The organism is Streptomyces xanthii (genome assembly GCF_014621695.1).
GTDB lineage: Bacteria > Actinomycetota > Actinomycetes > Streptomycetales > Streptomycetaceae > Streptomyces > Streptomyces xanthii.
This window is the reverse complement of the sequence record NZ_CP061281.1, coordinates 3833883-3855100: the sequence shown is the minus strand read 5'-3', so window position 1 is coordinate 3855100 and position 21218 is coordinate 3833883. Positions and strand designations below refer to the sequence as shown.

Sequence of the window (21218 nt, the reverse complement as noted above, 5' to 3'; positions counted from 1 at the left end):
TCGCCAAATAGGACTAATTACCCTCGGGGTCATGGTTGCACCCACGGACCCCGGCGCCCCCGCCTCCGCCGACCCCGCCGAGCCGGCCGCCGACCCGGACGAGGCGGCGGCCACCCGGGCCACGCGTGGCCTCCAGGGGCTCTCGGCCGAGCTGACCGCGCGCGTGCCACAGCTCCTGGAGGCGATGCGCTCGGTCGGCACGGGACTGGAGCTGCACTCCACGCTCGACCGGATCTGCGAGACCGCGGCCGAGCTCGCGGGTGCCCGCTACGCGGCGATCGGCGTCGTCGCCGAGGACGGCAAGGGCCTGTCGGACTTCGTCTACCACGGCCTGGACGAGGAGACGGCGCGCCGCATCGGCCGGCTTCCCGACGGCCACCGCGGGCTGCTCGGCGCCCTCATCCACGACCCCGTGCCGATGCGGATGGCCGACCTCGCCGACGACCCGCGCTCCTGCGGCTTCCCGCCCCGGCACCCGCCGATGCGCACCTTCCTGGGGGTGCCCATCCGCGTCCAGGGCGAGATCTTCGGCAACCTCTACCTCACGGAGAAGCACGGGGGCGAGGAGTTCACCGACTACGACCTCAACATGGTCCGGGTGCTCGCCACCGAGGCGGGCATCGCGATCGGCAACGCGCGCCTGTACGAGGCGGCCCGGCAGCGGGAGCGGTGGATCGACGGCTCCGTGGCCGTGACCACGGCGCTCCTGTCCGGAGGCGACGCGGAGGACGCCCTCCAGGTGGTCGCCGAACAGGCCCGGCAACTGTCCGACTCGGCGGCCGGTCTCGTGCTGCTGCCCGACGCCGAGGGCGGCATGGAGATCGTCGCGGTGGCCTCCGACCACCCCTCCGCGGCGCTCGGCGTCGTGGTGCCCCCGGAGAGCGCCATCGTCACGGAACTGCTCTGCGGGGAGCCCGTGTTCATCGAGGACGCGGCCACGGACCCGCGGGTCACGACCGAGCTCGCGAGCGCCTACGGCCCCGCGATGCTGCTCCCGCTGCGCAGCGAGGGCCGGGTGCTCGGCACGCTCGTGACGCCCCGCGCGCGTGGGGCGCGTCCCTTCAGCGAGGCGGAGCGCACGCTCGGAGCCCAGTTCGCCTCCCAGGCGGCCCTGGCCCTGATGATGGCCGAGGCGCAGCGCGACCGGGAGCGGCTGGCCGTCTACGAGGACCGCGACCGCATCGCGCGCGACCTGCACGACCTCGTGATCCAGCGTCTGTTCGCCACCGGGATGATGCTGGAGACGGCCCAGCGCCGCTCGGTGGTGCCCGAGGTGCAGCGGGGGGTCGGCAAGGCGGTCGACGAGCTGGACACCACGATCCAGGAGATCCGCACCGCCATCTTCGCGCTCCAGCAGGGGCCGACGGAGGCGCCGGCGGGGCTGCGCACGCGTGTGCTGCGCGAGATCAACATGGCGGCGGTGCCGCTCGGCTTCAAGCCCGCGCACCACTTCGTGGGCCCGGTCGACTCGCTCGTCGGCGAGGTCACCGGCAAGAACCTCATCGCGGCCCTGCGCGAGGCGCTCTCCAACGCGTTCCGGCACGCGCGGGCCTCGTCCATCGCGGTCGTCGTGGACGCCACCGTGGTCCTGCCGGACGGACGGCCGGGTGTGCGGCTGACCGTCGCGGACGACGGCGTGGGCATCCCCGACGGCGGCCGGCGCAGCGGCCTGAAGAACCTCAAGCGGCGCGCGGAGTCGCTCGGCGGAGACAGCTGGTACGGGCCCGGGACCGGTGAGGACGGGGGCGGCACGGCGCTGGTGTGGCAGGCACCGCACTGATTTCCGGCCCGCCCGTTCCCTCCCCTGCTTGAGGAGTTACGTTTCTGCGCCGTCCGGGGCAGCGGTTCCCCCGGGCGCACGCGCTCCACAGGTGCGGTCGGGCGGGGCGGGTGACGATCCGTTACATGTCCCAACGACCCCGCCGTTCCCGCAGTTCGCTCGTCGTCCCGGCGGCGCTGTGCGCGCTCGTCGCCCTCGGAGGCACTCCCGCGCTGTCCGTGGGGGCCGACGGCCCCGAGGCGAGCGCCGAGGTGGCGCGCCTCTATGAAGAGGCGTCCAAGGCCTCGCAGCACTACGAGGAGGGGCGCAAGGCCGCCGAACTCCAGAAGGCGGAGGCCCAGCGCATAGAGCGGCTGCTCGCCGAGGAGCGGCGGGAGAGCGCCGTGCTCCACGACGACCTCGGGCGCATCGCCCGCGCCCAGTACCGCAACGGCGGCGACATCCCGGTCGCCGCCCAGATGCTGCTCTCCGACGACCCCGAGGAGTTGATGCACGGTCAGCGTGCCGCCTGGCAGGCGGATCTGGCGCTGGACAACGCGGTCGCGAAGAGTCAGCGGGCCGAGAAGAAGCTGGAGGAGGGACAGCGCAGGGCGACGGCCGCGTGGCTCTCCCTGAAGAAGCGCAACGACGAACTCGCCGGCCTGAAGAAGAGCATCGCGAGCAGGCTCCAGGCGGCGCAGTGGACGCTGCAGGGTCAGGCGGAGAGTTCGGTGGCCGCCGGTCAGTGCCGGGGCGCGGTCCGTCTCGACCAGCCCGCGTTCACCTCCACGCGCGCGTGGGTGCCACCGGTGGAGCGGTACGAGCTGTCGGCGGGCTTCGACAGCGCGGGGGCGCGCTGGGCGCACCGGCACACCGGGCAGGACTTCGCGGTCGACATCGGCACGCCGGTCCGTTCGGTCGGGGACGGGCGCGTGGTGAGCGTGTCCTGCGGCGGCGCCTTCGGCATCCAGATCGTGCTGCGGCACGCGGGCGGCTACTACACGCAGTACGCGCACCTGTCGTCCGTCGCGGTGGACCAGGGCGAGCACGTGAAGGCCGGCCAGTGGATCGGGCAGTCCGGCACGACCGGCAACTCGACGGGGCCGCACCTGCACTTCGAGGTGCGGCTCACGCCGTATCTGGGCTCCGGGGTGGACCCGATGGCCTGGTTCGCGGAGCGGGGCGTCGGGTTGTGACGGGCCGGGCGCCGCTACGGATCAGCGGTTCGCGAGGATCTCCTCGATGACGCGGGCCACGCCGTCCTCGTTGTTGGTGGCCGTGCGGCCCGTCGCGGCGGTCAGGACGTCCGGGTGCGCGTTGCCCATCGCGTAGGAACGGCCCGCCCAGGCGAGCATCTCCATGTCGTTGGGCATGTCCCCGAAGGCGACGACCTCCGACGGGTCGATGCCGCGCTCGGCGCAGCACAGCGCGAGGGTGCTCGCCTTGGAGACCTCCCGCCCGCTGATCTCGAGCAGCGCGCTCGGGCTGGAGCGCGTGATGGCCGCCAGGTCGCCGACGGCCGCGCGGGCCAGCGCCAGGAACGCGTCGGGGTCCAGCTCCGGGTGGTAGGCGAGCAGCTTGAGCACGGGCTGGTCCGCGACGTCCTCGAAGTCGGCGGAGAGCAGCTTCTCCGCCGGGGCGACGGTCTCGCCGGGGTCGAGGTGCAGCGGTGGGTACGCCGGCTCGTGGTGCAGCCCGCCGGTCCGCTCGACGGCGTACGCGGTGCCGGGCGCCGCCTCTCGCAGGATCCGTACGACGTCCAGCGCGTCCGGCACCGCCAGCTCGCGCACCTTGACGAACCGGTGCCGGCCGGGGCCGTCGTGGAGGTCGACCACGGCGGCGCCGTTGCCGCAGATCGCCAGGCCGTGACCGTGGACGTGGTCGGCGACCACGTCCATCCAGCGGGCCGGGCGGCCGGTCACGAAGAAGACCTCGATGCCGGCCTCCTCGGCGGCGGCGAGCGCGGCGACCGTACGAGGGGAAACGGTTTTGTCGTCGTGCAGCAGAGTGCCGTCGAGGTCCGTGGCGATCAGCCGGGGCGCGGAGAGGGCCGGGGTCCGGGGCCCAGGAGTCGATGAGGTCACCGCCCCATGGTCGCGCATCTGGGTGCACGGGCGTGCGGCGGGGCGCGCAGATGAGTACGCACCTGGCGCGTCTGCCCCGCCTGCCCCGGACCGTCGGGAGCCGGATTCAGCCGAGCTGGGCGAGGGCGTCCGTGGCGATGGCCTCGAAGACCTTCTGGTCGGCGGCGAAAGGCGTGTCGGGGATCGGCCAGTGCAGCACGATCTCGGTGAACCCCAGGTCCCGGTGGACGCCCGCGAAGTCCACGAAGGCGTCGACGGAGTCCAGCGGACGGGCCCGGTCCGGGGTGAAGCCGGAGAGCAGGATCTTGTCCAGTCCGGCCACGTCGCGGCCGATGGCGTCGCAGGCCGCGGTCAGCTTCTCGATCTGTCCGCGAATGGCTTGAACCGACTGTTCCGGAGTGCCCGACTCGAACAGCTTCGGGTCGCCGGTGGTCACCCACGCCTGACCGTGCCGCGCGGCGAGCTTCAGCCCGCGCGGACCGGTCGCCGCCACCGCGAAGGGCAGCCGGGGGCGCTGCACACAGCCCGGGATGTTCTGCGCACCGCCCGCCGAGTAGAACGCGCCGTCGTACGTCACGGTGTCCTCGGTGAGCAGCCGGTCGAGCAGCGGCACGAACTCGGCGAAGCGGTCGGCCCGTTCGCGCGGGGTCCACGGCTCCTGGCCGGCGCTCGCGAGAGCGGTGGCGTCGAAGCCGGTGCCGCCCGCGCCGATGCCGAGCGTGATTCGGCCGCAGGAGATGTCGTCCAGGGAGATGAGCTCCTTGGCGAGGGTGACGGGGTGCCGGAAGTTGGGGGAGGTCACCAGGGTGCCCAGGCGCAGCCGCTCGGTCGCGGTCGCGGCGGCGGTGAGCGTGGGGACGGCGCCGAACCAGGGACCGTCGCGGAACGGCACGCGCCAGGACAGGTGGTCGTAGGTGTACGCGGTGTGGAAGCCCAGATCCTCGGCGCGCACCCAGGACTCGCGGGCCCCTTCGTGCCAGCGGCGGTGGGGCAGGATCACGGTGCTCAGACGGAACGGGGACTGCGGCGTGCGGGGCGATTCGGTCATGCCTGCGAGCGTAAGCGGCCCGGGCCGCCTTCAGCGGACCTGGCGGCTGAGCCAGGGCGTGAGCAGGGTCGCCGGTACGAGCTCCTTGTAGGTGCGGTCGCCGGGCAGCGGGACCACGAGCCGGTAGCCGGGCGGGAAGAACCGGCCGCGGACCTGGGCGAGGCCGCTGAGGCAGGCGCGCAGGAAGGCGGGCACGTCGTCGCGGGGCACGTCGTGGAACTCCACGCCCTCGACGGTGATCAGCGCGTCGCCCTCGGGGTACAGCCGCACGTCGATCCGCGGCGATCCGCCGAGCTCGACGTACGCCTCGTGCGGCAGCGAGCCGTCGGGATCGGTCGTGGTGCCGACGCCCGCGGCGGTGCGCCGGGAGGTCCGGTCGCTGCCGATGTCGTGCTCGACGACGCACTCCACGGCGTACTCGTCGGCGAGCGCGCGCAGTGCGGAGACGGCCGCTTCGGTGCTGGGCAGCGGGGGCCGGCTGCCGGGTTCCTGGTCCATACCTGTCGATGATGCCTGAGCCGGGGCCCGGTCAGCCGGGGAAGCGCAGGTAGCGCGCGGGGACGGCGGACGTCAGCCAGACCCCGTTCGCGCTCACGCGGAAGACGTGGCCGTCGCGGTGCATGGCGCCCGCGTCGACGGACAGCACGACGGGACGGCCGCGCCGGGCGCCGACGCGGGTGGCGGTCTCCCGGTCGGCGGACAGGTGCACGTCGTGCCGGTCCATCGGGCGCAGCCCCTCGGCCCGGATCGCGTCCAGGAAGCGGGGGACGGTGCCGTGGTACAGGTACGCGGGCGGCTCGGCGGGCTCCAGGCCCAGGTCGACGGCGATCGTGTGGCCCTGGTTGGCCCGGATGCGGGTGCCGTCGATCGTGAAGCGCCGCTTGTCGTTCTCGGCGACGACGCGGTCCAGCTCGGCGCGGGTGAAGGGGAAGCCGTGGGCGGCGGCCGCGGCGAGCAGCGTCTCGATCTCGACCCAGCCGGCCTCGTCGGGGGTCAGCCCGATGCGGTCCGGCCGGTGGCGCAGGTGGCGGGACAGGTACTTCGACACCTTCACGGTGCGGGGGTCGTCCATGGCGTCAGGGTGCCCCGGAAGCCCCGGCGAAGTCTTCGGAAATTTTTTGCTCGCATGTTTGATCCACAAGCAAGTCGCGTTATCCACAGGGGAATTGGCGATTCTGTGGACAACTCGCAGGCGATATGCCCGCTTTGGCGAACTCAGTTTTCTTTGTTGTGATTTGAGGCTAGTGAGTCCAATGTCCTGGCCTGTACCTCGCGTTCGGCGGCCGCCGCGATGAACGCCGAGACGTGCTCAGGCCCAACCAGCGTGCGGACGGCCCGCATCGTGCCGGCCGGCATCGTGATCGTCTGCGGCTCGTCGGGGAGCGTGGTCACCGGTCCCGCCGCCAGGTGCCGGTTGAGGTGCTGGGTCGCGAACAGGCGCATCGCACGGGCCAGTTCGGCGTCCACCGACTGCTGGGCGAGCGGTCTCAGCCGTCGCACGAGGGAGGCCGCTTCGGCCGCTTCGGCGTCCGTCGGCGGGAGCGGGCCGAGATAGCGGGCGAAGACGTGCTCGGTCGTGAACTCCAGGAAACGGGCGGCGATGTGCTCGATCTGCCCCCTCAACTCCCTGAGATGGCCCGAGATCGCGGACAACGGCACGCCCGCGGCGTACAACTCGACGGCCACGGCCAGCTCTTGGGGGCTCGGCACGAGGAACTCGTCGTCCCGGCCCGGCACGCGCTCCAGCACACCGAGCTCGATCGCGTCCTGCACGGCCGCCTCGTCCGGGTCGCCGCCGAACCTCGCGTCGAGCTCCGCGCGCGTGATGCGCCCGGCCCGCTCGTCGGTCCACGGCTTGTCCACCTCGGCGACCAGACCGAGCACGCCGCCGAGCCCCCGGCCGGCGTCCCAGGCCTCCAGGAGCTCCTTGATCGAGGCCAGGGTGTACCCGCGGTCGAGCAGGTCGGCGATCTGCCGCAGCCGCGACAGATGGGCGTGCGTGTACACGTTCGACCGGCCGCGCCGCTCGGGCCGGGGCAGCAGGCCCCGGTCCTGATAGGCACGGATGGTGCGGACCGTGGCGCCGCTGTGGTGCGCCAGGTCCTCGATCCGGTATTCGGCGACCGACTGCTCCGTCACACCCCACGCCCCTCGGTCGTGCCGGCCCTGCGCGGCGAACCTTCCTGCGAGGGATGGTACGACCGGCGCGGCCGGCCCACGACACTCACAACGGCGGCTCCATCCGTGCGATCGCGCGCAGGGCCCGGGGCGTGAAGCGGGACATCAGGTGGGCGCCGCGCGCCTCCGGGGTGACCGGGACCACCGCCTTGTTCTGCACGACGGCGTCCAGGATCGCGTCGGCGACCTTCTCCGGCGGATAGTTCCGCCGGCCGTACAGGCGCGAGGACTTCTCCTGGCGGCGCTTCTCCTCCTCGGCGTCCGCGCCGGCGAAGCGGGCCGTCGCCGTGATGTTCGTGTTCACCAGGCCCGGGCAGATCGCGGAGACGCCGATGCCCTGGCCGGCCAGCTCGGCGCGCAGGCACTCGCTGAGCATGAGGACGGCGGCCTTCGACGTGCTGTAGGCGGGCAGCGCCTTGGACGGCAGGAACGCGGCCGCCGACGCCGTGTTGACGATGTGGCCGCCCTGGCCGCGGTCGGCCATCTGCTTCCCGAACAGACGGCAGCCGTGGATGACACCCCACAGATTCACGTCGAGGACCTTCTTCCAGTCCTCGGGGGTGGTGTCGAAGAACGAACCCGACAGGCCGATGCCCGCGTTGTTCACCAGCACGTCCACCACGCCGTACTCGGCCGCGACCTTCTCGGCGAGCTTCTCCATGGCCTGCTCGTCCGAGACGTCGACGGTCTCCGCCCAGGCCTCGGGGGCACCGATCAGCTGCGCCATCTCGGCGGTCCGGGCCGCGCTCTCCGCGTCCCGGTCCACGGCGATCACCCGCGCCCCGGCCTCGGCGAACGCGAACGCGGTGGCCCGGCCGATGCCGCTGCCGGCGCCCGTGACCAGGACGAGCTGCCCGCCGAACCGGTCCGCGTACTTGCCGGAGGGGGTGGCGCGCCGCGCGGGCACGCCACCCTCCCGCGCCTCGTGCGCGGTGACGAACTCGCCGATCCAGGCTGTGAGCTGGTCGGGACGGGTGCGTGGCACCCAGTGCTTGGCGGGCAGGCTGCGCCGGGTCAGGTCCGGCGCCCACAGCTCCAGCTGGTCGTAGAGCCGCGGCGAGAGGAAGGCGTCCCCGAGGGGCGTGATGAGCTGCACGGGCGCGTGCGCGTACGCGTCCTCGCGGGGGCGGGTCAGGCGCGCCCGCACGTTGTCCCGGTAGAGCCAGGCGCCGTGGGCGGCGTCCGTGGGCAGCGACGCCGTCGGGTAGTCGCCGGCGGGGACGCGCTCGACGCGCTCCAGGATCTTCGGCCAGCGCTTGCCGAGCGGGCCGCGCCAGGCCAGCTCCGGAACCACCGGCGTGTGCAGCATGTACACGTACCAGGACTTGGCACCCTGGCCGAGCAGCTGGCCGACCTTGCGGGGCGTGGGCCGCTTCATGCGCTGCTTGATCCAGTGCCCGAAGTGGTCGAGGGACGGGCCCGACATCGAGGTGAAGGAGGCGATGCGGCCCTCGGTGCGCTTGACCGTGACGAACTCCCAGGACTGCACGGAGCCCCAGTCGTGCCCCACGACGTGGACCGGCCGGTCCGGGCTCACGGCGTCGATGACGGCCACGAAGTCGTCGGTCAGCTTCTCCAGGGTGAAGCCGCCGCGCAGCGGGGACGGAGCCGTGGACCGGCCCATGCCGCGCACGTCGTAGAGGACCACGTGGAAGCGGTCCGCGAGGCGCGTGGCGACCTCGGACCACACCTCCTTGGAGTCCGGGTAGCCGTGCACCAGGACGACGGTGGGCCGCGCCGCGTCGCCGAGCTCCACGACGCACAGCTCGATCCCGCCCGTGGCCACCGTGCGCTCGCGCGCGCCGTGGATCTTCATCAGGTCCGTCATCAGATGCCCTCCGCCCAGCGCCGCACGTGCGGCAGATCGTCGTCCAGCCAAAACGCGCTCTCCTCGGGGTCCTTGGAGTCCGTCACCACGAGGAGCTCCTCGAACTTGGCGCCGGTGCCGCGGAATCCGAGGTGCGGCTCCACGGCCCACAGGCCGGGTTGCGGCGGGTGGTCGGAGAACCGGTACGGGGACCACAGCGGTGACCAGCCGTCCCGGTGTCCGTGCAGCGCGTCGCTCGCCAGGCCCTTGAGGGACTGCGCGCCGAAGCCGAACAGCGTCGGGTTCAGCCGGCGCTCCCTGACCCGGTCCACCTTGTGGGCGATGACGCCGAAGGGGTACGCCCGGTGCCGGTTCGCATAGCCCTGGCGGACCATGAGCCGGTCCACGTCCTCGTAGATCTCCCGCAGTGTGCGGCGCTCGCGCACCTCGCGCAGGATCAGCTCGCGGTGCGCCCGGAGGTCGGCGAGCAGCTTGTCGTGCAACGGGCTGAGGCCGAGACAGCCCGAGTAGCCGATGTCCGCCGTGTAGCCCTTGTGGACCGGGGCCATGTCGAGGATGAACGGCATGCCCGCCTCGAGCCTGCGGTTCGTCGGGAAGAACTGCAGCGGGACGCGGAAGTTCACGAACGCGGTGCGGTCGCCGAACCAGGCGAAGGGCAGGTGGAACCAGTCCCGCACCCCGCGCTCACGCAGCCACTCGCGCTGCATGCGCGCCGCCTCGCGCTCGGTCACACCCGGCTTGAGCTGCGCCGCGACCGCCTCCGCGCACTCGTACGCGAGGGTCTGCACTTCCCTGAACCCGCGCAGCTCCGCGGAGAGCTCCCGTGCCACTGCTGTGGTCATGCCACCGTCCGTCCCGGTCACGGCCGCCCGTGACCGGGACGTCGCCGTACGCGCTCGTAACTTGACACTGATGAATGTGACAATGACCGGCGTCGACGTCAAGAGCCCTGCGGCAGACTGTGGAAAACGTCCGCGATGTGCACAACCGGGCCACCACGACGGGTGACGGACCAGAGGTCGAGGGAGTACTCGGGGCTGACCCCCTAGGGACCCGTACGCCTCAGGTCGCATACGAGGTCGACCCCACGGTCTGACGTCAGATGTGGCCTGCGCCACTAGCGTCGAAGCGTGACTGTGATCGCGACCGAAAGCCTGAGCAAGCGGTTCCCCCGGGTGACCGCGCTTGACCGGCTGACCATGGACATCGAGCCCGGGGTGACCGGACTCGTCGGAGCCAATGGAGCCGGCAAGTCCACCATGATCAAGATCCTGCTGGGTCTGTCCCCCGCCTCGGAGGGCCGAGCCGAAGTGCTCGGGCTCGACGTCGCGACCAAGGGCGCCGAGATCCGCGAGCGGGTCGGCTACATGCCCGAGCACGACTGCCTGCCGCCCGACGTCTCGGCCACCGAGTTCGTCGTCCACATGGCGCGCATGTCGGGCCTGCCGCCGACCGCCGCCCGCGAACGCACGGCGGACACGCTGCGCCACGTCGGCCTGTACGAGGAGCGCTACCGCCCCATCGGCGGCTACTCGACCGGCATGAAGCAGCGCGTGAAGCTGGCCCAGGCGCTCGTCCACGACCCGCAGCTGGTCTTCCTGGACGAGCCGACCAACGGCCTGGACCCGGTCGGCCGCGACGACATGCTCGACCTGATCCGCCGCGTCCACTCCGAGTTCGGCATCTCGGTCCTCGTCACCTCGCACCTCCTCGGCGAACTGGAGCGCACCTGCGACCACGTCGTCGTGATCGACGGCGGCAAGCTGCTGCGCTCCAGCTCCACCAAGGACTTCACGCAGAGCACCGCGACGCTCGCCGTCGAGGTCACCGACAGCGACGCGCACCCCGACGGCACGCGCGCGTTGCGCGAGGCGCTCGCCGGGCGCGGCATCGAGACCCACACCGGCGGCGAACTGCCCGGCGCCGGACACATCGTCCTGCTCACCGCCCAGGGCGAGCAGACCTACGACCTCGTGCGCGACGTCGTGGCCGACCTCGGCCTGGGCCTGGTGCGCATGGAACAGCGCCGGCACCACATCGCGGAGGTCTTCCGCCCGGCCGACGAACAGCAGGAACCCCTCGCCTCCGTGGCGGCACAGCAGACGGGAGGCGGCCACGATGACCACTGAGCCCATGCCCACGGACCGCGCGTCCACCCAGATCCACAACATCGGCTACCGCCACTACGACGGCCCGCGCCTCGGCCGCGCCTACGCCCGCCGCTCGCTCTTCTCGCAGAGCCTGCGCGGCGCGTACGGACTGGGCCGCTCGGCCAAGTCGAAGGTGCTGCCCATGCTGCTCTTCGTGGTGATGTGCGTGCCCGCGCTGATCATGGTCGCGGTCGCCGTCGCCACCAAGGCGAAGGACCTGCCGCTCGACTACACGCGCTACGCGATCGTCCTCCAGGCGGTGATCGCCCTCTACGTGGCCTCGCAGGCGCCCCAGGCCGTCTCGCGCGACCTGCGCTTCAAGTCCGTACCGCTCTACTTCTCGCGCCCCATCGAACGCGGCGACTACGTGGCGGCGAAGTTCGCCGCCATGACCTCCGCCCTGTTCATCCTCACCGCCGCGCCGCTGATCGTCCTCTACGTAGGCGCACTGCTCGCCAAGCTCGACTTCGCCGAGCAGAGCAAGGGATTCGCCCAGGGACTGGTCTCCGTGGCACTGCTGTCACTGCTCCTCGCCGGCATCGGGCTCGTCATCTCCGCCGTCACCCCGCGCCGCGGCTTCGGCATCGCCGCCGTGATCGCCGTCCTGACGATCTCCTTCGGCGCCGTCTCCACCGTCCAGGCGATCGCCGACGCGCAGGACAACGGCGGCGCGGTCTCCTGGCTCGGCCTGTTCTCGCCGATCACGCTCATCGACGGAGTGCAGACCGCCTTCCTGGGCGCCACGTCCGCCTTCCCCGGCGCGCACGGCCCCTCGTCCGGCCAGGGCGTGATCTACCTCCTCGTCGTCCTCGGCCTCATCGCCGGCTCCTACGGGCTGCTGATGCGCCGCTACCGGAAGGTCGGGCTGTGACCTCCATCAACATCGACCACGTCTCGCGCTGGTTCGGCAACGTGGTCGCCGTCAACGACATCACCATGACGGTCGGCCCCGGTGTCACGGGCCTGCTCGGCCCCAACGGAGCGGGCAAGTCCACGCTCATCAACATGATGGGCGGCTTCCTCGCCCCCTCCAACGGCACGGTCACCCTGGACGGGCAGCCGATCTGGCGCAACGAACAGATCTACCGCCACATCGGGATCGTCCCCGAGCGCGAGGCCATGTACGACTTCCTCACGGGCCGCGAATTCGTCGTCGCCAACGCGGAGTTGCACGGTCTCGGCAAGAAGGAGGCGGGGCGGGCCCTCGCCACCGTCGAGATGGAGTACGCGCAGGACCGCAAGATCTCGACGTACTCCAAGGGCATGCGCCAGCGCGTGAAGATGGCCTCCGCGCTCGTCCACGAACCGTCCGTGCTCCTCCTGGACGAGCCGTTCAACGGCATGGACCCGCGCCAGCGCATGCAGCTCATGGACCTGCTGCGGCGCATGGGCGACGAGGGCCGCACGGTGCTCTTCTCCTCGCACATCCTCGAGGAGGTCGAGCAACTCGCCTCCCACATCGAGGTGATCGTCGCCGGACGGCACGCGGCGAGCGGCGACTTCCGCAAGATCCGCCGCCTGATGACGGACCGCCCGCACCGCTATCTGGTCCGCTCCAGCGACGACCGCGCCCTGGCCGCCGCACTGATCGCGGACCCGTCCACCGCCGGCATCGAGGTCGACCTCAAGGAGGGCGCGCTGCGCATCCAGGCCGTCGACTTCGGCCGCTTCACGACGCTGCTCCCCAAGGTGGCGCGCGAGCACGGCATCCGCCTGCTCACGGTCTCGCCGTCCGACGAGTCCCTCGAGTCCGTCTTCTCGTACCTGGTCGCGGCGTAGGAGGCCCTGATGTACGACCCCACTGTCGCCCGGCTCACCTACCGGGCCCTGCTCGGCCGCCGCCGGGCCCTCATCCTGTTCGCCCTGCCCGTGCTGCTCATCGGCATCTCGGCACTGGTCCGCGGCCTCACCGGCGCCGACGACCAGACCGCGACCGACGTCCTCGGCGGCTTCGCGCTCGCCACGATGGTGCCGCTCATCGGCGTCATCGCGGGCACGGGCGCCATCGGCCCCGAGATCGACGACGGCTCCGTGGTCTATCTCCTGTCGAAGCCCGTGAAGCGGCCCACGATCATCTTCACCAAGCTCATCGTGGCGGTCGCCGTCACCATGGTCTTCTCCGCCGTCCCGACCCTGATCGCGGGCCTGATCCTGAACGGGAACGGGCAGCAGATCGCCGTCGCCTACACGGTCGCGGCCCTGGTCGCCTCCATCGCGTACGCCGCGATCTTCCTGCTGCTCGGCACGGTGACCCGGCACGCGGTCGTCTTCGGCCTCGTCTACGCCCTGGTGTGGGAGGCCCTCTTCGGCTCCCTGGTCGCGGGGGCCCGCACCCTCAGCGTGCAGCAGTGGTCCCTCGCGGTCGCCCACAAGGTGGCGGGCGGCGACCTCGTCACCTCGGACGTCGGCCTTCCCCTCGCGACGGTCCTCCTGGTGGCGGTCACGGTCCTGGCCACCTGGTACGCGGGCCAGAAGCTCCGCGCCCTGACGCTGGCCGGCGAGGAGTAGGACCGTTTCGCCCGCTGTGCGGATCTTGACGCCGATTTCACCCTCCTCTCCGGACACTGGGGGAGGGTGAGCGGTCCGTACGCCGCCCGAGGAGGATCTGCGATGGACGACGCCTGGGACGACGTGGTGCTGGACGCCGACTTCATCCGTGGCGCGGAGACGGCGGAGCCGTCCGCGCGGGCCCGCATGCTCGCGGCCCGCTGGCGCGACGGCGGCCCGGACCCGCAGCCGTGGCGCTCCGACGAGCCGCCCGCGGGATGGTTCTTCAGCAAGGCCAGGCGCCGCAGACGGCGGCGCCGCTGACTCCGAGCCTCCGGGCCCCGGGCTTTTAATCGGTGGCGGTCAACGGCCGGGCACGGCACAGTAGTTGTGTCACCGCGCCGGGGCGTCAGGTCCCGGCGGGCCACCTACCGGGAGAGGAGCGCGACGATGAAGTTCAGTAGTCCGTCGAGCTCCCGGCAGGGCAGCCCGAGGCAGGCTCCGGAGTAGTCACTGCACTCCGTCGAGCCCCGCCCCAGGGGTGCTGCCCGGGGCGGCCGCTTCGAGCACGTGCCCTCTGAGGCGCGTGGGCCGCCCACCCGGAGGATTGGCCGAGTGGTAAGGCAGCGGCTTGCACTGTGCTCATTCAAAGCGAGTCGTCGTCGGGGTGGAAGCCCCGCGCGCGTTCGATCCGCGCATCCTCCGCAAGCGCAACCAGTTCAAAGAGACCGGCACTCAGCCGAGCAGACGCTCCAGGACCACCGCGATGCCGTCGTCCGCGTTCGACGTCGTCACCTCGTCGGCGACGGCCTTCAGCTCGTCGTGCGCGTTGGCCATCGCCACACCGTGCGCGGCCCAGCCGAACATCGGGATGTCGTTGGGCATGTCGCCGAACGCGATGGTGGTCGCCGCCTTCGCACCCAGCCGGCGCGCCGCGAGCGACAGCCCCGTGGCCTTCGACAGCCCCAGCGGCAGCAGCTCCACGACGCCCGGGCCGGCCATCACGATGCCCACGAGATCGCCCGCCACGGCGCGCGCGATCGAGGCCAGCTCGTCGTCCGACAGCTTCGGGTGCTGGATGTAGACCTTGTTGAGCGGCGCCGCCCACAGGTCGGCGACCTCGGTGAACGGGATGACCGGGAGCGGCCCCTCCTGCACCTGGTAGCCGGGGCCGACGATCACCTCGCCCGCGAGGCCGTCGCGGCTCGCGGCGATCGCCAGCGGGCCGGTCTCGGCCTCGATCTTCGACAGGGCGAGCCCCGCCAGCTGCCGGTCGAGCGTCACGGACGTCAGGAGACGGTGCTCCCCCGCGTGGTAGACCTGCGCGCCCTGGCCGCACACCGCGAGTCCCTCGTAACCGAGGTCGTCGAGGATGTGGCGGGTCCAGGGCACGGCCCGGCCGGTGACGACGATGTGGGCCGCGCCCGCCGCGGTGGCCGCGGCGAGCGCCTCGCGCGTGCGCTCCGAGACCGTGTCGTCGGGACGCAGCAGCGTCCCGTCGAGGTCGGTCGCGACGAGCCGGTACGGAAAGGCGGCGGGTGCAATCGGAGCGGGCTGGCTCACTTGGTGATCGGCTCCAGACGGTTCTGACGCGGGTTCACGAACGCCTCACTTGGGTTCGAGAACCGTTCGTCCCCCCAGGTACGGGCGCAGGACCTCGGGCACCCGTACGGAGCCGTCGGCCTGCTGGTGATTCTCCAGGATCGCGACGATCGTGCGCGGAACGGCGCACAGCGTGCCGTTCAGCGTGGCGAGCGGCTGGACCTTCTTGCCGTCGCGCATCCGGATCGACAGACGGCGGGCCTGGAACCCGTCGCAGTTCGACGCCGAGGTCAGCTCGCGGTACTTGCCCTGGGTCGGGATCCACGCCTCGCAGTCGAACTTGCGCGAGGCCGAGGCGCCGAGGTCACCGGTGGCGACGTCGATCACCTGGAAGGGCAGCTCGAGGCCGGTCAGCCACTGCTTCTCCCACTCCAGGAGACGCTTGTGCTCGTTCTCCGCGTCGGCCGGGTCGACGTACGAGAACATCTCGACCTTGTCGAACTGGTGCACGCGGAAGATGCCGCGGGTGTCCTTGCCGTACGTGCCGGCCTCGCGGCGGAAGCACGGGGAGAAGCCCGCGTAGCGCAGCGGCAGCTGGTTCGCGTCGACGATCTCGTCCATGTGGTACGCGGCGAGCGGGACCTCGGAGGTGCCGACCAGGTAGTAGTCGTCCTTCTCCAGGTGGTACACGTTCTCCGCGGCCTGGCCGAGGAAGCCGGTGCCCTCCATGGCGCGCGGGCGCACCAGGGCGGGGGTCAGCATCGGCGTGAAGCCGGCCTCGGTGGCCTGGGCGATCGCCGCGTTGACCAGCGCGAGCTCCAGGAGCGCGCCGACGCCCGTCAGGTAGTAGAAGCGCGAGCCGGAGACCTTCGCGCCGCGCTCGACGTCGATGGCACCGAGCGCCTCGCCGAGCTCCAGGTGGTCCTTGGGCTCGAAGCCCTCGGCGCCGAAGTCGCGGATCGTGCCGTGCGTCTCGAGGACGACGAAGTCCTCCTCGCCGCCGCGCGGGACGTCGGGGTGCACGATGTTGCCCAGCTGGAGGGCGAGGGTCTTGGTCTCCTCCTCGGCCTCGCGCTGCTCGGCCTCGGCGGCCTTCACGTCCGCCTTGAGGGACTCGCCCTTCTTCAGCAGCTCCGCGCGCTCCTCGGGCGTGGCCTTGCCCATGAGCTTGCCGAGCGCCTTCTGCTCGGAGCGCAGTTCGTCGAAGCGGAGCCCGGACGACCTGCGCCGCTCGTCGGCGGACAGGACGGAGTCGACGAGGGCGACGTCCTCTCCACGGGCGCGCTGGGAGGCGCGAACACGGTCGGGGTCCTCACGGAGCAGGCGAAGGTCAATCACCCCTCAAGGCTACCGTCGCGCGCTCGCGGCTCACGCCCGGATATCCGGCGGCCGGCGACACGGCGGTTTATGTCCCATTTGCCGGAATGTGCATTTAGCCTGGAATGCAAGATCGGGAACTCCGTCAAGGAAAAGCGGGCCGGTCCCTGAATGGGGGCAGGCGGCGGGCGGGGCCTTGACCCGACTCCCTTGTGGGGTGCGGAATTTGGCGCCCGCTGTCCACAGGGATTCAGCGTTCCGAAAAGTTATCCACAGGCTGTGCGAGAGATCTGTGGACTGCGGAAGAGATCGTTCCGAAAGCCGCATGTGGAGCGAAGCATTCTCGATCCAAACCCGCTTCGGACTCACTTTCGGGTGGAAATGCTTCACTCTGAAGAGTTGATCGACGGAAATGGGTGGACGAGGGGTGACGTGCGGGCCTGTGGAGGGAGTTGGGGTCGGTAGGGCGATTTGTCGACGGAATCGACCCTTCCTGTCGACTTGTCCCCAGGTCGAGAAGGGCACCTGTGGATAACTTCTGTGGATGAAGAAAATCCGCTGGTAGGACCGGTGGTCCAGACCGCGAAGAGCCGGGCCCGACGGTGGAAAACCGGGCCCGGCTGTGGGAAACGGAGCTAGAAGCGGCCGTCCTGGCAGCGCGCCAGCCAGTCCGACGCCGCCATGAACTCCCCGTCCGAGGTCCCGGCCCGCGGCGTCCGAACGTCCGCGACGGCGACACCCGCCCGCGGATACGAGCCGAGGTAGCGCACCTGCGGGCACCTCCGCTTCAGCCCCATCAGCGCCTCCGCCACCCGGCGGTCCGAGATGTGTCCCTCGGCGTCGATCGCGAAGCAGTAGTCACCGATCCCCGTGCCGGTCGGCCGGGACTGCAGCAGCACCAGGTTGACCCCGCGGATCGCGAACTCCTGCAGCAGCTCCATCAGCCCGCCGGGGTGGTCGTCGCTCTGCCAGATGACCACGGACGTCTTGTCGGCCCCGGTCGGCGCCGCGGGCCGGGCCGGCTTGCCCACCAGGACGAACCGGGTCTGCGCGTTCTCCGCGTCGTGGATGTCGGTGACCAGCGGGGTCAGCCCGTAGCGCTCGGCCGCGAAGACACCGGCGAACGCGGCGTCGAAGCGGCCCTCCTGCACGAGCCGGGCCCCGTCCGCGTTCGACGCGGCGGACTCCCAGGTCACGTCGCCCGCCAGATGGGTCTTCATCCAGTTGCGCACCTGGGGCTGGGCCGCCGGGTGCGCCGTCACCGTCTTGATGTCCGACAGCTGCGTGCCGGGCCGTACGAGCAGCGCGAAGGTGATGTCGAGCAGCACCTCGCGGTAGATCATCAGCGGCTCGCCCGCGACCAGCTCGTCGAGCGTCGTCGTGATGCCGCCCTCGACCGAGTTCTCGATCGGCACGAACGCGGCCTCGGCCTCACCGGACCGGACGGCGTCGAGCGCCGCCGGCACCGACACCATGGGGACCAGCTCCCGGGTGGCCGTCTCCGGGAGCGTGCGCAGGGCGACTTCGGTGAAGGTGCCCTCGGGGCCGAGATACGCGTAGCTGGCTGGCATGCAGTCACCCTAATGCGGCCCGGCCCCGGGGAGGGCCGGAGCTCAGCCCTCCAGCAGCTCCTGCCCCACGTATCCGCCCTTCTGAGCGCCGCCCGGCACCGCGAACAGGCCGCTCGACTCGTGCCGGATGAACTCCGACAGGGCGTCGCCCCGGTCGAGCTTGCGCTGCACCGGCACGAAGCCGCGCAGCGGATCCGCCTGCCAGCAGATGAACAGCAGACCCGCGTCCACAGTGCCGTCCGCCGCGATGCCGTCGTGGAAGGAGAACGGGCGGCGCAGCATCGCGGCCCCGCCGTTCTGGTCCGGCCGGCTGATGCGCGCGTGCGCGTTGATCGGCACGACGAGATCGCCGCCCGGGCCGGTCTTCTCCAGGTCCGGCTCGGTCGTCTCGGAGCCGCCGCTGAGCGGCGCCCCCGTCGACTTCCGGCGCCCGATGACCGCCTCCTGCGCCTTCGCGCCGAGCTGCTCCCAGTCGTCGAGCAGCATCCGGATGCGGCGCACGACCGCGTACGAGCCGTTCGCCATCCAGTCGGGGGAGCCCGAGGCGGGCACGAAGATCCGCTTGTCGAAGTCGGCGTCGGACGGCTTCGGGTTGTTCGTGCCGTCGACCTGGCCCATCAGGTTCCGGGCCGTCATCGGGTGCGCGGTGGCGCCCGGCGAACGGTTGAAGCCGTTCATCTGCCAGCGCACCTTCGCCGCCCCGCCCGCGTCCTTCTGGATCGCGCGCAGGGCGTGGAAGGCGACGAGCGAGTCGTTGGCACCGATCTGCACCCACAGGTCGCCGTTGCTGCGCGCCTTGTCGAGGTGGTCGGAGAAGAAGTCCGGCAGCGGGTCGAGCGCGCCCGGCCGCTGCTTCTCCAGACCGGTACGGGCGAAGAAGCTGTGCCCGAAACCGAAGGTGACCGTCAGCGAGGACGGACCCGCGTCCCGCGCGACGTCCGTGTCGTCCGCTCCGGCGGGCTCCCCCGCCATCAGCCGCTCGGCCGTCGCCGACCAGCGGCGCAGCAGTGCGGCCGCCTCCTTGCGCCCCGCGCCCGGCGCGAGGTCGAACGCCACGACATGGCCGCGGGCCTGCATCGGCGTGGTGATCCCCGGCTGATGTTTCCCGTGAAACATCACGCGGTCCGCGCCGAGCGTGGTCAGTGCCGTCTGCTGCTCCGGCGCGGTCGCCGAGGCCACGGCGTATCCGGCGCCCGCCCCGACGGCGCCCAGGGCGACGCCGGTCGCCCCGGCCGTGCCGATGAGACGGCGGCGGGAGATGCCGGGGGCGCCGGGCCCGGAGGTGTCCGCGGCCGTACGGCTCTGGGTGTCAGCCATGGTGGTTCAGCCGATCTTCGCGTTCTTGGTGACGGTCACTTGGTCGATGTCGGAGGTGCGCACGGTGACCGCGATCTTCCAGTCGCCGGCCACGGGGATCTGCACGCCGCTCGCCGTCCAGTGTCCCGTGGCGATGCGGTCGGGCACGACGGACAGCGGGCCGATCTTCTTCGCCTCCTGGGTGAAGGACACCTTCACCTCGGGGACGTCGAAGGCCTTCCCGTTGGGGCGCAGCACGTAGACGTGCATGTCGTTGTCGCCGGTGCGGCCCGGGTCCACGTCGAACAGGACCGAGCCCTTGCCGTCCGCGGCGCCCGTGTCGAACGGCATCTTCAGGGAGACCGGCCCCGCCTGCGTCTGCGCGGCGGCGCCCGCGGCCTTGGCCTCCTCCTCCGTACGGCCCGGCTCGGTGCTGGTCAGGATCGTGGTGACGACGAGCAGGACCACGGCGACACCGGCCTCGGCGAGCACCGAGCGGCGCAGCCCGAAGCGCTGCGGGTCGGCGTCGCGCACCCGCTTCTCGCGGGCACTGGCCATCGCGGCGCGCTGCCGGGCGAGCTGCGCGGCCCGCTCGGGACTCTCGCCGTCCCGGCCGCCGCCCTCGACGGAACCGGTGCCCGCCGTGCCCTTGGCGCCGCCCCCGACCTCGACCGGTTCCTTCTTCCCGGCCGTCCGCTGCTCGACCACGCTCGCCGTGACCGCTTCCTCGGCGATCCGGCCGGTCCAGCGGCGGGAGATCCAGGCGATGCCTACGAGCAGCGCCACGAGCCCGATCTTGATCAGGAGCAGCTGACCGTAGCGGGTGCCGGTCAGCGCCGACCAGGAGCCGACCTGCCGCCACGACTGGTAGATCCCGGTCGCCGCGAGCACGACGACGCTGCCGAACGCGACCCGGGAGAAGCGGTGCACCGCCGAGGCCTCGATCGAGGGTGCCCGGTACAGCGCGACGAGCAGCGCGCTCAGCCCGCCGAACCAGGTGGCGACGGCCAGCAGGTGCAGCACGTCGACGGGCATCGCGATGCCGGTCTGGATGCCGGTGGAGGCGTGCTCGGCCATGGCCCAGGTGGCGCCGAGTCCGGCGGCGACGACCGCGCCGCCGACCGCGAGCCCGAAGGTGAGGTCCTTGAGCTCCTTCTTGTCGCCGTCCTCGGCACGCTTCACATAGGCGCCGAAGAGCACGGCGATGAAGAGCGCGGCCGCGGCGAGCAGCAGCAGCCGGGAGGTGAGCGCCGCGCCGGTCTTCGTCTGGAGGACCTGTCCGAGCAGCGTCATGTCGAAGACGTCGCCGAGCTTCCCGGAGCCGGTGTAGGCGCCGCGCATCAGCAGCATGGCGATGGTGGAGGCGGTCAGCGCGGTCCAGCCCGCCACGACGACGCGCTGCACCGGCTTGATCCCGGCGCCGCGCGGCCAGCAGGCCAGCACGAACACGGCGCCGCCCACGAGGAGCACGTAGCCCGCGTAGGAGAGGTAGCGCGTGACGCCGTAGAGGGCGCCCACGACGCCGCCGCCCGCGTTCTGGTCGGTCAGCACCGCGGAGGTCTTGGAGGGGGCGCCGATCGAGAACGTGAAGGCGCCCGAGACGGGATGGCTGTCGGCCGACACGACCTGGTAGGCGACGGTGAACGTGCCGTCCGGCAGGCCGGAGTGCAGCCCCACGGCGTACTTGGTGCCGCCGGCGCCGCGCGCCTTGCCGTCGTCGACGCGCTTGCCCGCGGGGTCGAGCACGCGCAGCGAGTCGTCCGACAGGGCGACGGTCTCGGAGAAGGTGAGCGTCACCCGCTTCGGTGCCGTCTCGACCACCGCTCCCTGCTGGGGATCGCTGCCGGTCAGCGCGGCGTGCGCGGACACGGGAGCGGCACCGGCCAGGAGCGCGCCGGTGACGGCGAGGAACAGCAGCACCAGGTGCCGGAAACGGGGAGCGATGGTCTTCACGTGCG

General features: G+C 71.7%; 19 protein-coding genes and 1 tRNA gene. 8 read left to right on the top strand and 12 right to left on the bottom strand.

The features are described from left to right. Window positions 1-31 precede the first annotated feature (31 nt). Both IAG42_RS17505 and IAG42_RS17500 read left to right on the top strand, forming a co-directional pair. Complete coding sequence (locus tag IAG42_RS17505; RefSeq protein WP_188337914.1) at window positions 32-1780, top strand: GAF domain-containing sensor histidine kinase; 1749 nt, start codon at window positions 32-34, stop codon at window positions 1778-1780. A gap of 125 nt (window positions 1781-1905) precedes the next feature. Further along, a complete protein-coding gene (locus IAG42_RS17500; RefSeq protein ID WP_188337913.1) occupies window positions 1906-2955 on the top strand; it encodes a M23 family metallopeptidase in 1050 nt (349 codons plus the stop codon). Between the two features lie 21 nt (window positions 2956-2976). Here IAG42_RS17500 and IAG42_RS17495 read toward each other — a convergent pair whose 3' ends face one another. The 7 genes from IAG42_RS17495 to IAG42_RS17465 form a co-directional block, all read right to left on the bottom strand. Further along, complete coding sequence (locus tag IAG42_RS17495; protein ID WP_188337912.1) at window positions 2977-3861, bottom strand: HAD-IIB family hydrolase; 885 nt, start codon at window positions 3859-3861, stop codon at window positions 2977-2979. A gap of 88 nt (window positions 3862-3949) precedes the next feature. Next, a complete protein-coding gene (locus tag IAG42_RS17490; RefSeq protein WP_188337911.1) occupies window positions 3950-4891 on the bottom strand; it encodes an LLM class flavin-dependent oxidoreductase in 942 nt (313 codons plus the stop codon). Window positions 4892-4921: 30 nt separating this feature from the next. Beyond that, a complete protein-coding gene (locus IAG42_RS17485; protein WP_188337910.1) occupies window positions 4922-5389 on the bottom strand; it encodes a hypothetical protein in 468 nt (155 codons plus the stop codon). A gap of 31 nt (window positions 5390-5420) precedes the next feature. After that, complete coding sequence (locus tag IAG42_RS17480; RefSeq protein WP_188337909.1) at window positions 5421-5963, bottom strand: RNA 2'-phosphotransferase; 543 nt, start codon at window positions 5961-5963, stop codon at window positions 5421-5423. A 143-nt stretch (window positions 5964-6106) separates the two neighbouring features. Continuing rightward, window positions 6107-7030 carry a MerR family transcriptional regulator gene (locus IAG42_RS17475; protein WP_188337908.1) on the bottom strand — a complete coding sequence of 308 codons (924 nt, stop codon included), beginning with the start codon at window positions 7028-7030 and terminating at the stop codon, window positions 6107-6109. Window positions 7031-7115: 85 nt separating this feature from the next. Next, on the bottom strand, window positions 7116-8885 hold the full coding sequence (locus IAG42_RS17470) for an SDR family oxidoreductase (protein WP_188341447.1): 1770 nt from the start codon (window positions 8883-8885) through the stop codon (window positions 7116-7118). A gap of 11 nt (window positions 8886-8896) precedes the next feature. Further along, complete coding sequence (locus tag IAG42_RS17465; RefSeq protein ID WP_188337907.1) at window positions 8897-9739, bottom strand: M24 family metallopeptidase; 843 nt, start codon at window positions 9737-9739, stop codon at window positions 8897-8899. Between the two features lie 288 nt (window positions 9740-10027). On the opposite strand from IAG42_RS17465, the gene IAG42_RS17460 reads away from it, so the two are divergent. The 6 genes from IAG42_RS17460 to IAG42_RS17435 all read left to right on the top strand — a co-directional run bounded on the left by IAG42_RS17460 (window position 10028) and on the right by IAG42_RS17435 (window position 14239). Further along, window positions 10028-11026 carry an ABC transporter ATP-binding protein gene (locus IAG42_RS17460; protein WP_188337906.1) on the top strand — a complete coding sequence of 333 codons (999 nt, stop codon included), beginning with the start codon at window positions 10028-10030 and terminating at the stop codon, window positions 11024-11026. Beyond that, window positions 11016-11918 (top strand): ABC-2 transporter permease, encoded by a 903-nt coding sequence (locus tag IAG42_RS17455; RefSeq protein ID WP_223206045.1) that lies wholly within the window; start codon window positions 11016-11018, stop codon window positions 11916-11918. The genes IAG42_RS17460 and IAG42_RS17455 overlap by 11 nt, the downstream gene beginning before the upstream one ends. Beyond that, window positions 11915-12826, top strand: a complete 912-nt coding sequence (locus tag IAG42_RS17450; RefSeq protein WP_188337905.1) for an ABC transporter ATP-binding protein — start codon at window positions 11915-11917, stop codon at window positions 12824-12826. The genes IAG42_RS17455 and IAG42_RS17450 overlap by 4 nt, the downstream gene beginning before the upstream one ends. A gap of 9 nt (window positions 12827-12835) precedes the next feature. Further along, complete coding sequence (locus IAG42_RS17445; RefSeq protein ID WP_188337904.1) at window positions 12836-13555, top strand: ABC transporter permease; 720 nt, start codon at window positions 12836-12838, stop codon at window positions 13553-13555. A 102-nt stretch (window positions 13556-13657) separates the two neighbouring features. After that, window positions 13658-13858 (top strand): SGM_3592 family protein, encoded by a 201-nt coding sequence (locus tag IAG42_RS17440; protein WP_188337903.1) that lies wholly within the window; start codon window positions 13658-13660, stop codon window positions 13856-13858. Between the two features lie 277 nt (window positions 13859-14135). Further along, window positions 14136-14239 (top strand) — tRNA-OTHER (locus IAG42_RS17435). A 30-nt stretch (window positions 14240-14269) separates the two neighbouring features. On the opposite strand, the gene IAG42_RS17430 is transcribed toward IAG42_RS17435, so the two are convergent. The 5 genes from IAG42_RS17430 to IAG42_RS17410 all read right to left on the bottom strand — a co-directional run bounded on the left by IAG42_RS17430 (window position 14270) and on the right by IAG42_RS17410 (window position 21213). Further along, on the bottom strand, window positions 14270-15097 hold the full coding sequence (locus IAG42_RS17430; protein WP_223206044.1) for an HAD family hydrolase: 828 nt from the start codon (window positions 15095-15097) through the stop codon (window positions 14270-14272). Window positions 15098-15142: 45 nt separating this feature from the next. Then, the gene (gene serS, locus IAG42_RS17425) at window positions 15143-16414 is read right to left on the bottom strand and encodes a serine--tRNA ligase (RefSeq protein ID WP_188337902.1); all 1272 of its coding nucleotides are present in this window, start codon (window positions 16412-16414) and stop codon (window positions 15143-15145) included. A 614-nt stretch (window positions 16415-17028) separates the two neighbouring features. Then, entirely contained in the window at window positions 17029-17964 is a 936-nt protein-coding gene (gene pheA / locus IAG42_RS17420; RefSeq protein WP_188337901.1) for a prephenate dehydratase, read from the bottom strand. A 42-nt stretch (window positions 17965-18006) separates the two neighbouring features. Continuing rightward, entirely contained in the window at window positions 18007-19281 is a 1275-nt protein-coding gene (gene efeB, locus IAG42_RS17415) for an iron uptake transporter deferrochelatase/peroxidase subunit (protein ID WP_188337900.1), read from the bottom strand. A 6-nt stretch (window positions 19282-19287) separates the two neighbouring features. Beyond that, window positions 19288-21213 carry a copper resistance CopC/CopD family protein gene (locus tag IAG42_RS17410; protein ID WP_188337899.1) on the bottom strand — a complete coding sequence of 642 codons (1926 nt, stop codon included), beginning with the start codon at window positions 21211-21213 and terminating at the stop codon, window positions 19288-19290. Between the last annotated feature and the right edge of the window lie 5 nt (window positions 21214-21218).

What these genes read in the sequence shown, in the direction of transcription:
- IAG42_RS17505 (WP_188337914.1), top strand. Translation starts at nt 32, where the DNA reads ATGGTTGCACCCACGGACCCCGGCGCCCCCGCCTCCGCCGACCCCGCC.
- IAG42_RS17500 (WP_188337913.1), top strand. Translation starts at nt 1,906, where the DNA reads ATGTCCCAACGACCCCGCCGTTCCCGCAGTTCGCTCGTCGTCCCGGCG.
- IAG42_RS17495 (WP_188337912.1), bottom strand. Translation starts at nt 3,861, where the DNA reads ATGCGCGACCATGGGGCGGTGACCTCATCGACTCCTGGGCCCCGGACC.
- IAG42_RS17490 (WP_188337911.1), bottom strand. Translation starts at nt 4,891, where the DNA reads ATGACCGAATCGCCCCGCACGCCGCAGTCCCCGTTCCGTCTGAGCACC.
- IAG42_RS17485 (WP_188337910.1), bottom strand. Translation starts at nt 5,389, where the DNA reads ATGGACCAGGAACCCGGCAGCCGGCCCCCGCTGCCCAGCACCGAAGCG.
- IAG42_RS17480 (WP_188337909.1), bottom strand. Translation starts at nt 5,963, where the DNA reads ATGGACGACCCCCGCACCGTGAAGGTGTCGAAGTACCTGTCCCGCCAC.
- IAG42_RS17470 (WP_188341447.1), bottom strand. Translation starts at nt 8,885, where the DNA reads ATGAAGATCCACGGCGCGCGCGAGCGCACGGTGGCCACGGGCGGGATC.
- IAG42_RS17465 (WP_188337907.1), bottom strand. Translation starts at nt 9,739, where the DNA reads ATGACCACAGCAGTGGCACGGGAGCTCTCCGCGGAGCTGCGCGGGTTC.
- IAG42_RS17455 (WP_223206045.1), top strand. Translation starts at nt 11,016, where the DNA reads ATGACCACTGAGCCCATGCCCACGGACCGCGCGTCCACCCAGATCCAC.
- IAG42_RS17445 (WP_188337904.1), top strand. Translation starts at nt 12,836, where the DNA reads ATGTACGACCCCACTGTCGCCCGGCTCACCTACCGGGCCCTGCTCGGC.
- IAG42_RS17440 (WP_188337903.1), top strand. Translation starts at nt 13,658, where the DNA reads ATGGACGACGCCTGGGACGACGTGGTGCTGGACGCCGACTTCATCCGT.
- pheA (WP_188337901.1), bottom strand. Translation starts at nt 17,964, where the DNA reads ATGCCAGCCAGCTACGCGTATCTCGGCCCCGAGGGCACCTTCACCGAA.
- efeB (WP_188337900.1), bottom strand. Translation starts at nt 19,281, where the DNA reads ATGGCTGACACCCAGAGCCGTACGGCCGCGGACACCTCCGGGCCCGGC.